Annotated in this window: 12 protein-coding genes; 2 read left to right on the top strand and 10 right to left on the bottom strand. The window is 54.8% G+C overall.

Annotated features, from left to right (window positions below; genetic code table 11):
- Both OSC10802_RS42915 and gloA2 read left to right on the top strand, forming a co-directional pair.
- Positions 1-2,263 (top strand): CHAT domain-containing protein (locus OSC10802_RS42915; RefSeq protein WP_044172143.1); only part of this gene is annotated, 2,263 nt, incomplete at its 5' end.
- Between the two features lie 160 nt (positions 2,264-2,423).
- Positions 2,424-2,810, top strand: coding sequence for an SMU1112c/YaeR family gloxylase I-like metalloprotein (gene gloA2 / locus OSC10802_RS0132570; protein WP_017720957.1), 387 nt, complete (start codon positions 2,424-2,426; stop codon positions 2,808-2,810).
- Positions 2,811-3,337: 527 nt separating this feature from the next.
- Here gloA2 and OSC10802_RS0132565 read toward each other — a convergent pair.
- The 10 genes from OSC10802_RS0132565 to OSC10802_RS0132525 form a co-directional block, all read right to left on the bottom strand.
- Positions 3,338-4,609, bottom strand: coding sequence for a glycoside hydrolase family 10-like protein (locus OSC10802_RS0132565; RefSeq protein WP_017720956.1), 1,272 nt, complete (start codon positions 4,607-4,609; stop codon positions 3,338-3,340).
- A 142-nt stretch (positions 4,610-4,751) separates the two neighbouring features.
- On the bottom strand, positions 4,752-6,530 hold the full coding sequence (locus tag OSC10802_RS45100) for an S-layer homology domain-containing protein (protein WP_017720955.1): 1,779 nt from the start codon (positions 6,528-6,530) through the stop codon (positions 4,752-4,754).
- Between the two features lie 221 nt (positions 6,531-6,751).
- Complete coding sequence (locus OSC10802_RS42905; protein ID WP_026099014.1) at positions 6,752-7,015, bottom strand: BrnA antitoxin family protein; 264 nt, start codon at positions 7,013-7,015, stop codon at positions 6,752-6,754.
- Positions 6,978-7,256: a BrnT family toxin gene (locus tag OSC10802_RS0132550; RefSeq protein ID WP_017720953.1), complete on the bottom strand. Its 279-nt coding sequence runs from the start codon at positions 7,254-7,256 to the stop codon at positions 6,978-6,980. The genes OSC10802_RS42905 and OSC10802_RS0132550 overlap by 38 nt, the downstream gene beginning before the upstream one ends.
- Before the next feature lie 264 nt (positions 7,257-7,520).
- The gene (locus OSC10802_RS0132545) at positions 7,521-8,408 is read right to left on the bottom strand and encodes an alpha/beta fold hydrolase (RefSeq protein WP_017720952.1); all 888 of its coding nucleotides are present in this window, start codon (positions 8,406-8,408) and stop codon (positions 7,521-7,523) included.
- Positions 8,409-8,704: 296 nt separating this feature from the next.
- Complete coding sequence (locus tag OSC10802_RS0132540; RefSeq protein ID WP_026099012.1) at positions 8,705-9,049, bottom strand: DUF1815 family protein; 345 nt, start codon at positions 9,047-9,049, stop codon at positions 8,705-8,707.
- A 656-nt stretch (positions 9,050-9,705) separates the two neighbouring features.
- Positions 9,706-9,918 (bottom strand): DUF2839 domain-containing protein, encoded by a 213-nt coding sequence (locus tag OSC10802_RS0132535; protein WP_017720950.1) that lies wholly within the window; start codon positions 9,916-9,918, stop codon positions 9,706-9,708.
- A gap of 220 nt (positions 9,919-10,138) precedes the next feature.
- On the bottom strand, positions 10,139-11,710 hold the full coding sequence (locus OSC10802_RS0132530) for an ATP-dependent DNA helicase (RefSeq protein WP_026099011.1): 1,572 nt from the start codon (positions 11,708-11,710) through the stop codon (positions 10,139-10,141).
- 261 nt (positions 11,711-11,971) lie between these two features.
- On the bottom strand, positions 11,972-12,151 hold the full coding sequence (locus OSC10802_RS51815) for a hypothetical protein (protein WP_155969003.1): 180 nt from the start codon (positions 12,149-12,151) through the stop codon (positions 11,972-11,974).
- Positions 12,152-12,541: 390 nt separating this feature from the next.
- On the bottom strand, positions 12,542-13,393 hold the full coding sequence (locus OSC10802_RS0132525; RefSeq protein WP_017720948.1) for a hypothetical protein: 852 nt from the start codon (positions 13,391-13,393) through the stop codon (positions 12,542-12,544).
- Positions 13,394-13,440: the final 47 nt, after the last annotated feature.

The raw sequence follows: 13,440 nt of genomic DNA, 5'->3' as shown, positions 1-13,440 counted from the left end.
CAGCCTTAACAATTTGGCAGCACTCTACGGTTCCCAGGGGCGCTACGAGAAAGCGGAACCGCTGTATGAGGAAGCTTTGGCGATGTATAAGCGCCTATTTAAAAGCGACCACCCCAATGTAGCCCTCAGCCTCAACAATTTGGCATTGCTCTACTATTCCCAGGATCGCTACGAGAAAGCGGAACCGCTGTTAGAGGAAGCTTTGGCGATGTATAAGCGCCTGTTTCAAGGCGACCACCCCGCTGTAGTCACTAGCCTCAACAATTTGGCAGGATTACTGGCGGCGACAAATCGCCCCGTTGAGGCGCTGGCACGAATGAAACAAGCCGCTGAAGTCGAAGATAAGATGATTCGCCGCGTGTTTTCCTTCAGTTCGGAAAGCGACCGGCTTGCTTATCTCGAAACCATCAAAGGTAATTATTGGGTGTTGCTCTCCCTCGTCTGGAAATACCTGCGCAACTCACCCGAAGCAGTGCAAACTGCCCTAGATGCAGTGTTCAAACGCAAAGTCCTCACCGCCTCCGCTTGGGCGGCGCTCTCCGAGGCACTTTACAGCGGGCGCTACCCCCACATAGCGGAAGAATTCCAGAAATGGCGCTCTTTAAATACGGAGATTGTTCAGCTCACCTATCCTTCCCCCCTCCCCGATCCCAGCCTGACTTTGGAACAGTTGAAAGCCCAAGAAGCCGCCCACCGGCAGCGGCTCGCCGAGTTGCAAAAAGAGTCTGACAATTTGGAAAAGCTGCTCGCCTCCCAAGTTCCCGAAATCCAACTGCAAGAGCAACCAACGGATCGCCGCGCCGTGGCGCTGGAATTGCCTGAAGGCAGCACCCTGCTGGAATTTGTCTGCTTTAATGTATATGATTTCATCGCCAAGCAAATGCAACCGGCTCGCTATGTAGCGTTTGTCTTGCCTTCCCAACAGCCCGACGCCGTGCAAATGATAGACTTAGGCGAAGCCGAACCCATCGACCGGCTGATTAAGGTGTTTCGCGCGTCAGCGTCTCTCGGCGGCGACAATCTCGGAAGCCGGCTGGAGATGTGGGACACCAACCCCGAACCCGCCCCCGCCTTCCCGCAATACAATCCCGCCGGCTTTATCCCCCTGCGCCAAGCCATTTTCGACCGCATCCGCCCCGCACTCACCGGCTGCAAAGCCCTGATCGTCTCTCCCGATGGCGACTTGAACCTATTGCCCTTTCAAATCCTCCCCAACGACGACGCGGGAGAAACCCTGCTGAGGGACGAATACAGCATCAGTTACCTCAGCGTCGGGCGCGATATTCTGCGCTCCACAGTTCAGCCAAACCGCCCCGCTTCTGTCCCTCTCATTATGGCAGATCCCGATTTTGATTTAGCTGTTCGCAGTCAGGACTTTAGTCCTCCAAGCGCTAAAGCGCTTACTACAAACCGGGATCAAATTCTCAGCACCCTTGATGGCAAAGCCTTTGAACGCGCCCCCGGTACGCGCTATCTGGGAGAAAGCGTTGCCAAAAAGCTGAACCAACAGCCCTATCTCGATAAACACGCCCTAGAAACCCACCTGACAACCAGCCAGTGTCCGCACATTTTGCTGCTCGCCACTCACGGCGTTTTCTTGCCTGACTCGCAAGATCCCCCCCAACCCCCCCTTAAAAAGGGGGGGCTATTAACTACCTCCTTTTCAAGGGAGAGAGATATCTTCAATCGCCTTTCCGCCCCCAAAGCAAACAACCCGATGATGCGCTCTGGAATCGCCCTTGCGGGAGCGAATACCTGGATAGCCGGTGGGGATCTCCCCCCAGATGCCGGGAAAGGATTGCTGTTCGCGCAAGACGTGGCAGCACTGGACTTGTGGGCCAACGAACTCACGGTTTTATCCGCTTGCAATACCGCCATAGGAGATGTTAAAATAGGCGAGGGCGTGTTTGGATTGCGCCGCGCCTTTGCGATTGCCGGTGCCAAAACCCTGGTGATGAGTTTGTGGCCGGTTCCCGACAAGCCAACTGCCCTCTTAATGCAGCGCTTCTTTGACAACTTGCAGCGCGGTTTGGGGCGTGCGGATGCCTTACACGATGCCCAGAATTACCTTCGCACCATTACCGTGGGAGAATTGCGGCAGTTTCCCCTTGGCATGGAAGTCCTGGATGAATTATTAGCAGAAAACAGCCCGTGTTGTCAAGAGGATGATACCCCTTTATCACACCCATATTACTGGGGCGCTTGGGTTTGTCAGGGAGACACCACTCCCTTTAGGGTGGAATTTGCCGGTGCTCCTAATTAAAGGTAAACGGTGCAACCCCGCCCCACCCTCTTGTAGGGGCGGGTTCACCCGAAATCTTTCGGACACAGCGCAGAATCTTCATAAACCCGCCCCCACCACACGCTAATTCCCTAACTGCTATCATCGTTTATAATAATAGCTGTAGCCTGTCCTGTCCCCTATGAAAACAACCGGCATCCATCATGTAGCCATCATCTGCTCCGATTACGAAAAATCCAAGAAATTCTATACAGACATCTTGGGCTTTTCCATCATCGAGGAAACCTTTCGGGAAGCGAGAAACTCCTACAAACTGGATTTGCGAGCCGGCACCGGCGACCAAATTGAGCTGTTTTCCTTTCCCAACCCCCCTGAAAGACCTAATCGCCCGGAAGCGTGCGGATTGAGGCATTTAGCCTTTGAAGTCGAGGACATCGACGAAGCTGTCGCCGACTTGCAATCCAAAGGCGTGCCGGTGGAAGATATCAGAATCGACGAACTCACCGGCAAACGCTTCACCTTCTTTAAAGATCCAGACGGCTTACCCCTAGAAATCTACGAAAAGTAGGGTGCGTTAGCTTCGCTAACGCTACAAATGCTCTAAAAAGTCCGCGAAGGCGGACGAAAGTTTGTGTAGCCGCGATTTCCAATCGCCGGGAATCTTAGAAAAGTAGGGTGGGTTAGCTTCGCTAACGCTACAAATGCTCTAAAAAGTCCGCGAAGGCGGACGAAAGTTGACGAAGCCCGCCTTCGCGGGCTAAAGAATAGAGGGAGACTCTCACAATCTGCGCGGTTTTTTTTTCCAGGAAAGACAAGGAAAGGGGGGACTTTGCCTGCCAGAAAGCTCCCCTCCCCGTGAACGGGGAGGGGTTGGGGGTGGGGTAAAACCCCCTATCAATTCTCCAACACCATCTTTCCAATCGCCCGGGAGCTTTAGCGCGATGCCCTCGCATTCTAAAAAGGGTGGGTTACGCTTCGCTAACGCACCCTACAAATGCTCTAAAAAGTCCGCGAAGGCGGACGCAAGTTTGTGTAGCCGCGATTTCCAATCGCCGGGGATCTTAGCTTTAGCGCGATGCCCCTACCTGATACTCTTTAACTATTTGCCGGTTTCCACCCCTGCAAAACATTAGGTCGTCCCACCGGCACCGAAAACATTCCCTTAAACGCAGCCTCCCGATCCGCCGGCGTCTCCGTCGCCCAACTCGACAAACTTTCGTAGAAAAAGAACGACACCCCAGCCAACCCCCGCTCCCGAACAGCCTTGACTTGCTCCTCAATCTGTGATAGAGGTATAGACCGACCCTTCAACCCCGTCAAAATCCCAATACCCACAGGGATGTGACTCTTCGCCAGATCCACTTCCGCACGCTCCAATTCCTTACTAAACCGCTTCAAATCATTGCGATACACCTGCAAAACAATCTCTTCCGCAAAACCCCGTCTCTCCCAGGTAAACCAGTCCTGCAAATGAGCCGGTAGCGAGAAATGCAGCGGGTTCGGAGACACAGAAATAATGCAGTTAGGCTTTTGCGCCTTCACCGCCCGAAAAACCCGCTCCATGAACTCATTCAGCTTGTCCGCTCGCCAGCGCACCCAGAACGTTTCTTGGAAGTTATCCGACGGAGGCTGCTTAATTTCCTCCTGGTACATCCCAACCGTCAGCTTGTCATAGCCGAATTCCACCGGCAGCGCGAAATGGTCATCAAACTGAATTCCATCCACATCATACTTGCTGACAACCTCCATAATTAAATCTAGCACAAACTGCTGCACTTCTGGGTGAAAAGGATTCAGCCACACTCGCTCGTCAGAGCCTTCCTTCCAAATCTTGGAACCGTCGCGCCGGCTCGTCAGCCAATCCGGGTGGCGCAGCGCTAATTCCGAATCTGCCGGTGCCATAAACCCAAACTCAAACCAAGGAATAACAGCCATCCCTCGTTTGTGCCCCTGCTCAATCACTTCTTTCAGCATATCTCGCCCGCGCACCCCTAAATCTGGGTCGAGAGAGCTGTCTGCCGGCGTTACGAGACGCACCGCACGCCCGGTAACTCGTTCCGCAACTTTGCTAGGATAAAGTGTATACCCCCAATTCCAAATTGTGGGATAGACCGTGTTAAAATTCATCTGAGACAGCCGCTGAATTGACCGGGCGACGCCCCGGCTGGAAAACAGCGCGTCACTGTCAATATTAGTCAGCCAAACCCCCCGGATCTCTTTTGACTGAATGGCAGGCACCTGTGACAGCACCGGCGCTCCAGACGGGAATTTCCTCTCCGCGAAGGCGGGAGATAGAAGCAAAACAATTGTTACAGTCAAGGCAGCCAAGAAAGCAAATCCTAGCTGCCATTTGCGCGGGTAGAACATGTTATCGCAACTTAGAAGTATCTAGGTGGACAGGATTAAATATAACTCAAGTTGCTACTTAAGGAGGCAGAGCCTCCAAAGCGGCGTTCCCAGGCAGAGCCTGGGAACGAGGGTAACGAGGGGAAAAAATCCCAAATTAATATTACCGCCAAACCTGCACGCCACTGCCGGTCACAGTGCTGACAAACAGCTGGCCATCAGGGCTGAAAGTAATAGGCCACGCCGCCGGCTCAAGAGTGCGAAGGGTTCGTCCCGTTGACATATCCCAGAGCACGACTTGATTCCTCCCCGTACCTCCCGGTGGCTGAATATAAACATAGCCGGCAACAGTCTGCAAATCAGAGCTTATAGATGTCACCCAAGCACGCTGATAAGCAGCACCGGCATTCAGGGAAATCGCTCTGCCGGTTCGCCAATCCCACAGTTTAACTCCCTGGATATTCCCCGAATTAGATGACTGCGTAAAGCAGGTATAATCGCAGGTGCTAGCAAGCCGTTGCCCATTGGCAGCAAAAGTAAGAGTACCCACGCCCCCACCATTATTCAGCCGGCGAATTAACCTGCCATTTCCAAAATCCCACAGGTTAATCGTCTTATCCGAAGAACCGCTAGCTAAAGTAGTGCTGTCCGGACTGAAAGCCAAAGCTGTAACTCTCCCTGAATGCCCCGTAAGCGTGCGGATGAGACGACCGGAATACAGATCCCACACCTTAACAGTGCTGTCGGAACTTCCGCTCGCCAAAGTTTGCCCATCCGGACTGAAGGCAACAGCGTGAACGCCGTAGAGGTGCCCAGTGAAGGTGTAGATTTCCGTGCCGGTTTCCACCTCCCAAACTTTAACAGTTTTGTCCGACAAACCGGCAGCAACCATCTGACCGTCGGGACTGAAGGCAATGGCGCGAGCGAAAGTGCCGGTGAGGCTGTTTTGTGGCTCTTGATCCGACGCCCCAAAAGACTCAGCAGCCGTTCCCCGCAACAGAGTTCGCCGCATTTTTCCAGTTTGCAAATTCCACAGCGTCAGGTGAGTTTTTCCCTCGCCCGCCGCACGCTCGTAATTGTGGCTGCTAATCGCCAGCGTTGTGCCGTCGGGGCTAATTGCCACAGCCTGAATTGTAGTGTTACCGCTATTATAAAGCTCGCGATCTACCCGCAGCGTGCGCAGCAACTGGGAATTCTCCCACGAGTTCACCGGCACTTCTTCCTGCGACTGCGCGACATACTCCGCCGGCACCGGCGAACTGTCTCCCAGCAAAGCTTGACACAAAAAAGTTGCCACCTCAGCTCGCGTAGCTTGCTGATTTGGTCTGAGCAACTCCACATTGGGGTAATTGACGACGAGCCGGTTTTCCGCAGCAGCCGCCACCGCACTCACAGCATAGTCCGGAATCTGCGCCGCATCGTTAAAGAGTGTCATTAAATCGAGAGAGGAAAACCCTCCCGAACCGTAATTCATCCCACTCGTCAAAGCCACCAAAACTTGCACGCGGGAAATGTTTTGATTGGGCTGGAACACCTGCCCCGGATAGCCAGAAAGGAAGCCGGTTTGATAGGCTTGCCGGATCGCAGAGAAAGCCCAGTTTCTCTGAGAGACATCGCGAAAGAAAATTGCTGGGCGCACCGTCGTGGCAAAGGGGAAAGCTTTCCGAATCATCGCCGCAAATTCCGCTCTTTTCACCGGCGAATTGGGGCGAAACCGGCCATCCGGGTAGCCGGCGAGTACCTGTTGACTGGTGAGCTGTTCAATACAAGGTTGCGCCCAGTGCCCTCGCATATCGGTAAATCTGCTTTGCGCTGTGGCGGGAGTCCCCAGCAGTGCCGGTGTCAGGGACAGAGCAGCCAGCAGCCAAAGCGACCGCCTCTTGCTGCCGGTGCGGCGGCGTACCCCACCCCTGCCGGTGAGGGCTTTCAAAAATTGTAACATATTCTTGAATTATAGTTATGTCACAATTAACGAAAGGGGCTGAGAGCCATCAGGAATTCGTAGAGTGCGTTTCTCCGGAAAGCACCCTAGAGGGATATCCCTTTGCATCCTAACCGAGATTTGGGTAATAAACCCGGTTTCTCACCCCCCACACGACTGCAAAGAAACCGGCTTTCTCTAAGAAACCCGGTTTCTGAAACTTCCCGGTTTCTGTTCCCCAGCTATCTCCTACTCTCTATATAACGCCGCAACACCAAATTAATCGCGCTTCTATACTCCGCACCTTGCTCTCGAAACCATGCCATCACATCAGCATCTAGCTGAATCAAGTTACTAGCTTGGGCTGCTGGTATTCTCAGAGTAGCATTCTCAAAAAACTCTTCCGTCAGAGGGGGAATATCAGAGTAATCGATTTCCTCATCATTCATCGCCTCTAGTGCAGCCCAATCAGTCCGAGAGGTATTGTTCAAATCGTTGGCGCTCATATCGGTTAGCCCTTCGTGCTGATATAATTCTAATTATATCATATTGTCTTTCTGTCCAAACAATAACCGCTACAGTATTTCGCAAAAAGCCGATACCCAGCCAGCGCTCCTCCCCATAGTCAGTACGCTTATCAAGCTCACTTAGCATGGGGCCATCAAACATCTGAGGAACATCTGCGAAGTCAATCCGATGTTTGATAATGTTTTCCTCTCTCTTCGCTTTGTCCCATTCAAATTGCATAGAGTTTATATCGACGCTAAGTCAACTGTAAATCTATAATAAGCTATTTGGCAGTTATATAAACACCGGGTTTTTGATTTGAAGCGCTCGCCCCTCGTCCAAGAAATCGGGTTTCTCCGACAATTTTGACCGACCAACCGGGAGATTTACCGGCACTAGCATCTCCCCCGCACAATAATCAGAAACCGGGTAACTCCTGCGAAACCCGGTTTCTACATATTCGCTAACTCAGGCACCGGCAACTCGCCCGCACCCACCGGCACCTCAAGATTGCCGCAGAAAACTCAACAATTCCCGATTCACCGTATCAGGAGCTTCCTGCTGAATCCAGTGCCCGCACTGAGGTATAAACTTCAATTTAAAAGGAGCCGAAATCAACTTTTCCAACCCCTCCGTGAGTTTCTGACTCCACAAGAAATCTTCCTCCCCCCACAGCACCAAAGTCGGCACCGTTACCGGCACAGGATCTCGCCCCAAATGCGACAGCCAATTCTGCGGCGACAGCAGCTGCCGGTAGTAATTCAGCGCCGCCGCCAGCACCCCTGGCTTTTCCAGCGCCTGCTGGTATATCTTATTCGCCTCAGCAGTAAAAGCTCCTTGGCGAATCGCAGTTTGCCGAAACAAATTCTTAACAAATTCTCTCAAATTCTGCTGAATCAGCCACTCAGGTATCCCCGGGATCTGAAACGCCAACACATACCAGCTGCGGCGCAACTGGTCGGCATTATTTGTCAGTTCTTGCAAAAACCGCTGCGGGTGCGGCCCATTTAAAATGGCCAGCCGGTGCAAATATTCGGGGAATTTCTGGGCTAGGTGCCACGCAATCGCTCCCCCCCAGTCGTGACCCACAATGTTGGCTCTCACATATCCCAAACCGGAAATCAGACCCCGAATATCCGCACTCAGTGTGTCCAAATCATAGCCACTGGCGGGCTTGTCGGAATCATTGTAACCCCGCAGATCCGGCACCACAACCTTGAAATGCCGCGCCAGAGCGGGGATTTGATACCGCCAAGAATACCAAAACTCCGGAAATCCGTGCAGCAAAATAACCAGCTCACCCTGTCCTTGGGTGACGCAGTGCAAGCGGATACGGTTTGTCTCAACAAAATGGTGCTGCCATCCAGCTTCTTCCAGGGCACTGATCAACACTCGCTCAACCTCCTGCGCTCTGAGCCCACCGCACAGAGCAGTATCTCGTCAAGTACGCTCTCGAGAGGCTTGACAGCGCGGATGGCGAGCGCGTTGCTGCTGCGCGAGGGCGCAGCTGTCGCCCCAAAAGTCTGGTGACACTTCCAATTGCCGGCTCAAGCCCCCATTTTCTAGAGTACCACTTCCGGCATAGAAATGAACCGCACAGCCCACCTCAAGCCGGCTGGCGTCTCCCTTAAGACAGAAGACACCAGCCCGGCGCAGCGCCGGTGGGCAGAGCGTATCGCAATCGCGCCTCAGACCTTTTGAGCCAGGGGCGGGCAGCATTCAGCGGGTGCGATCTGGTACTTCACCAAATTGGCCAATTCCTGCAGCTGGCTGATCGCTTCAGCGCCTTCTAGCTTCATCAGTTCCCGGTCATCCCGCATCTCCGTCCAGGTTATGCCGTAATCCGACACCAGAAACCGGATCAGGTGGTTGTCCGCGAGGCTCACCATGAAAGAGGCACTGTTCATTTGACCGCCGCAGGTATAGCACGATGCCAGATAGCCCCGCCGCTCCAGCACGATGGCCAGGGCCTGAAGGTTCATCACTAAATCCTGGACGAATTGTCTGTGTTGTTCTGCAAGTCTGAGAAACACGGTTGTCCTCCTATCACCACACCTACGATTTTAAGGTGCATTTTATATTTTCTTAAGAATTCAGCAGGCTCGTGGAACCTCCTCGCTGATCGTGACCCCCGGAAACCTGAAAGCTGAGTGCGGGACTTTCCCAGAGCATATCCCTCGGAGCCTGGAGCAGTCGGGGCGTTTGGCGCAAGGCAAAAGGGAACCCTTGCGACTTTGGCCTCTGGCGGGTGTAACTTTTGACTGTTTACTTCCCTCAACTCCCTCACCCTACCGGAAAATTTATCCGGATACTGCAGTTCTAATGTGCGTGGCTGAGCTACAGGTTCCTCCTCTAGGTAGATTGACAGCCTGCCGGCTGTCTGACGATTGGCTGATCCTTGCATCAGCTTAACTGACCGTCCCTGACGTCAAAGTATCAGGAATAACAATTATCAGCTCAATCTCTCTGTTCTCCCGACTCCAGCCGCTCAGATAGAGTTCCATCTATAAAATCTCTGGAAGCAGACCGCTCTGACCGATAAAAAAATTAGGATCGGCTTGAGTCAAGCTCTCTCACTCGCTGGCCGCAATGAACTCCCCAAGCTGACCTAATTTGTTTAGACTTTGTTATCAGATGTATTTAGAATTTATATAGGTCTTCTGCTGGCTAGCGTGTCAGGCCGACAGCTCTAGTTCATGTGCCACCAGCCCAGCCCTGGACCGATGAAGACCACTGTTACCCACGTTACAATCAGCACCCCAATGCCGATCCAGGTTCCGCGAGTCGTCCATTTCATGAACTCGTCAGCTTGCCTTTTGCTGACCGGCAGCCAGGGAAGGATAGTTGGTTCTTGGCCGTATTTGTCCCCGAGGGCAGTTTTGCGGCGCTTGGATTCACCCATAACTTTAGTGAGCCTGTTTACTGTCAGATAGATGATAGCGCTTGCCTTTCTCCGATCGCTCAGTTTCTTAACAAAATTACAGCTTTCCCTCAGGGCCACTCCGATCCGCCCTCACCCATCTGTTAGATTAATTCCATAAAAAAATAAATGGCAGCAGCCATTTTCATGAGTTTGCCGCCAACGTATAGAACAATTATACAAACAGATTTCCTGCCAGTCTCTATGAGCGGTCGGGTTGGGCAAACCAGCTGGGATCGAGATAGTCAGTGCGGGCCAGGGGGCTGAGGGCGGCCAGGACTTGATGGCCATAGCTGCGGTGCAGGACGCGGCTGTCGAAGAGGGCTACCACGCCCTGGCAGTCCCGCACCGGCCTGATGGCCAGCTGCAGCGTGCTCAAAGCCTTGGGCAGCAGGTACAGGCGAAACCAGTCCAGGCGCTGCTGCTTGTAGTGCGCCACCCGACCGGCAACCAGAGGGTTTTCCAGAGAGGGCACCGGCAGCGTGGCGATCGCCAGCAAGTGCGGTGCCGGCAGCACCCCCTGATTCGCCAGCCAAAACTCCCAGCCGGTCACCAAAATCCCCCGGTCATCCAGACAGGTCCTCTCCACCTGAACCCGCGAGCCAAACTCAGCCGCCAGAGCCGCACCGGCGCGAGCCTTGAGCGGCACATCCCCCACAATCAGAACCGTCAGTCCAGCTTCCGCATCGCCGGCACCCAGCAGCGCCCGAAACTCCCGCATCAGGGCCTCTTGAAACTGCGGCGTATTGGGCAAAGGCAGCCGGTCGGGCAAATACAGCTGAATTAACTCATTTTGCCTCGCCGGCGAGAACTTCAGGCAGGTTAGCTCTCCGAGACCCAGCCGCTGGCGGTAAATCGGAGCCCCCACCTCCAAATCCATTGCCGCGCCAATCAGCACCACCGGCTGCTGTTGCCACACGGGGCTGAGCGCCTCAGCCACCTCCACCGGACTGCAGAACAGAGAAAACAGCCCCTGGCGGCGAGCGATTTCCGCCCACAGCAGCTGGCCATTGGTTTGCCAGCGCTGCCAGAAGCCGCACCAGGCAGCCGGCAGGCCCCAACTGCTGTCCGGGCGGAGTTCCGGCCCACCCTCTGTCTGCGCTGATGAACTCGGCTGCAGGGCCCGAAAAAGGCCGGTCAAAATCTCTCGCTCCTCAGCCTCCATCAAACAGCACTCATAAGGATTGGCGGGATGCTGGAACACCGCCCGCGTCAGGCGCACGCGGGCGTCCCTGATCGCCTCCGCCCGGTCCGGGCGGGCCAGCATCAGCTCATTCCAGTCCCCCGGGTGAATGCCGGCACTGAGCAGGCGTTCCGCCCACTCCTCCAGATCGTCCGCGCCATCCACCACCGTCACCACCCCAGCTGGAAACCCGCCCCCACCTTCGAGCCGGTCTTTCAGCCAAGCTTCCGGGGTCGTCAGCAGCAGCCCCTGGAACCCCTCCGAAGGCCAGCGCGAGCCGGTGCGGATGGCCTTGGGCTTGTCAAGCCACTGCTGCAGCTGGGGAATTTCCACATTGAGCACGCGCTGCTGCACCTCCTCAGCCGCCACCAGCACCGCCCGGTTTGGCCACATCAGCAGGGGCATCAAATAGCTCAGCCGGTATCGCCCGCCGGCTGCTGTTGGCGAAACGCCGGTCTGCATCAGGGCGCTGCGCTCCAGCCGCAACGCCCTCGCCACCAGCCGCGCCATCGTCAAATGGTGTGGCCACATTGGCTCGCCGGCTGAGCGCAAGAAAGTGCGCAATGAGTTATGGACTTCTACCTCTATCACGAGTTTGTCGCGCTTGGAATACTGCAATTGTTCCCAGCAGTCAGTGGCTCCTGTACCTTCGGCGCACCGCGCTTGAGCTGTCTGCGGAAAGAGTGCGGTCAAATCTGAACGCGCATCTGCGGAACGCTCTCTATTTCCAGAGCTAAAACCCGCTTTTCGACTGCGCCCGCGACCTGCTGTTACTTTCTCCTCAAATATTATAGGCAGGATTCAATCCTTTGTCGAGCCGTATCGTTTTGGACGTCCCGCCAGGGATTTTTTTTACCGCCAAGACGCCAAGGTCGCCAAGAACAGAGACAGGATGTCATGTTTTGGCGAATCGTTGGCTAGCTCCCACCAAAAGCCGGTGCAAGCAGAAGTTGCGCTTGCCTGTTCGCAATCTTTTTTATCCCCCGCTTGTACCTGCGGATATTTCCTTGGGTTTTCCCCCCATTGTAACATCAACTATTCTGCTCTGTCAAGCCTTTCTTAGAGGCAGATTTTCTGACCGGAAAGTTTTGAGTTCACTGTCTCTTGTCGGGGCGCGATAAATGGCGTCTCCAGGTGCGTTGCGTCTCTACAAGAACGACTGGAAGGCTCAGCTTACAGCCTTGAGAGTCTGCTGCGCAATTTATGCTGGCAGTCCTTGGGAATTGTCACTAGCATTAATTGCACTGGTTTCCTTATGGTAAGCGCATTCCCGGCAGGCAACAAAACCGAAGGGTTAATTAACATTTGTTGCGAAAAGTGCGTGCGGCCAGTGGCAGGTGCGGCTGACACCGGCCCCCCGCCCAAACGGTGGCTCGGACGGGGAAACCCAGAAAGCGGAGTGCGCCTTTTGGCTTTTCAGAGTTACCGGCGTCGAGCGCCGCTGCCAAACCCAGAAGGGCGAGAGGAGCGCCCACTGCCAAAACTGCCGGAGCGGGGCTTAGCGCCGGCAGGGCGGGATTGGCCAGAGGGTTTCAAGGTACTGCTGCCAAAACCGGAGCCAGTGGCTCTGTCGCGGGAGGAAGTCCCAGAAGAGGGGCGAGAGACTCCCGTCTGGGGCGAACTGATCCGGCCCGTCGTGCGCAGTTGGGTGCGATTTCGCTCAGCCACAGGCGGCGCTTGGTAGCGGGTTTGGTAGCTCTGAACCGCTTGGCTGTAGGTATTGCCATACCCACCATAGCCGGTGAGCGGCACTCCGGGCTGGTACACCGGCGGCACATAGTAGCGGGGCGTAAACAGCATGCTGCCTATCGCCTGTCCCGCTAGAGCGCCGGCAAAAGGTGTCCAAAAGCTCGATTCCTGGCGCACAACGACCGTTTGCGGCTGGCCCGTTTGCGGGTTGGTGCGGGTTTCCGTCACCGCGTGGACGTACTCGATCTTGAAATCTTCGCTCAGGTGCAGGGATGCCTTCCCGCCCTCCACCTTCAAATAACTCTTTTGGCCCCCTGAAATTTCCTGGTCGGTCAGGCGAGCCATCTGCAAGTCCGCCGTGTTAAACACCGGCGGTGAGGTGTTGAGCAAAAACAGGCTGTATTCGCCATTGGCGTCATTATAAGTGGCCTGCTGCACGGGATACTGGCCATCGGCCAGCCGAGTTTGAGCGCGCTGAGTGCTGGCGCTGGAGTTGGGAGACCCGACAGCGGAAGGCCCGCCGCAGGCAGCGGTTGTGTACGAGAGCGCCACAACCATTAACAGGGCGATCAGTTTGCGTAACATGGAGCGGGTAAGAGATGAACAACAGCACAGTTTGGGTGCCGGTGCCG

Origin of the sequence: Kamptonema formosum PCC 10802, assembly GCF_000332335.1 — a bacterium.
Taxonomy (GTDB): Bacteria; Cyanobacteriota; Cyanobacteriia; order Cyanobacteriales; family Oscillatoriaceae; genus Oscillatoria.
Note: the sequence above shows the minus strand (reverse complement) of the source record. Positions and strands in the feature narration are given on the sequence as shown.

Bases quoted from the DNA above. Each gene is read 5' to 3' on its own strand.
- gloA2 (WP_017720957.1), top strand. From the start codon at position 2,424: ATGAAAACAACCGGCATCCATCATGTAGCCATCATCTGCTCCGATTAC.
- OSC10802_RS0132565 (WP_017720956.1), bottom strand. From the start codon at position 4,609: ATGTTCTACCCGCGCAAATGGCAGCTAGGATTTGCTTTCTTGGCTGCC.
- OSC10802_RS45100 (WP_017720955.1), bottom strand. From the start codon at position 6,530: ATGTTACAATTTTTGAAAGCCCTCACCGGCAGGGGTGGGGTACGCCGC.
- OSC10802_RS42905 (WP_026099014.1), bottom strand. From the start codon at position 7,015: ATGAGCGCCAACGATTTGAACAATACCTCTCGGACTGATTGGGCTGCA.
- OSC10802_RS0132550 (WP_017720953.1), bottom strand. From the start codon at position 7,256: ATGCAATTTGAATGGGACAAAGCGAAGAGAGAGGAAAACATTATCAAA.
- OSC10802_RS0132535 (WP_017720950.1), bottom strand. From the start codon at position 9,918: ATGGGTGAATCCAAGCGCCGCAAAACTGCCCTCGGGGACAAATACGGC.
- OSC10802_RS51815 (WP_155969003.1), bottom strand. From the start codon at position 12,151: ATGTTACAATGGGGGGAAAACCCAAGGAAATATCCGCAGGTACAAGCG.
- OSC10802_RS0132525 (WP_017720948.1), bottom strand. From the start codon at position 13,393: ATGTTACGCAAACTGATCGCCCTGTTAATGGTTGTGGCGCTCTCGTAC.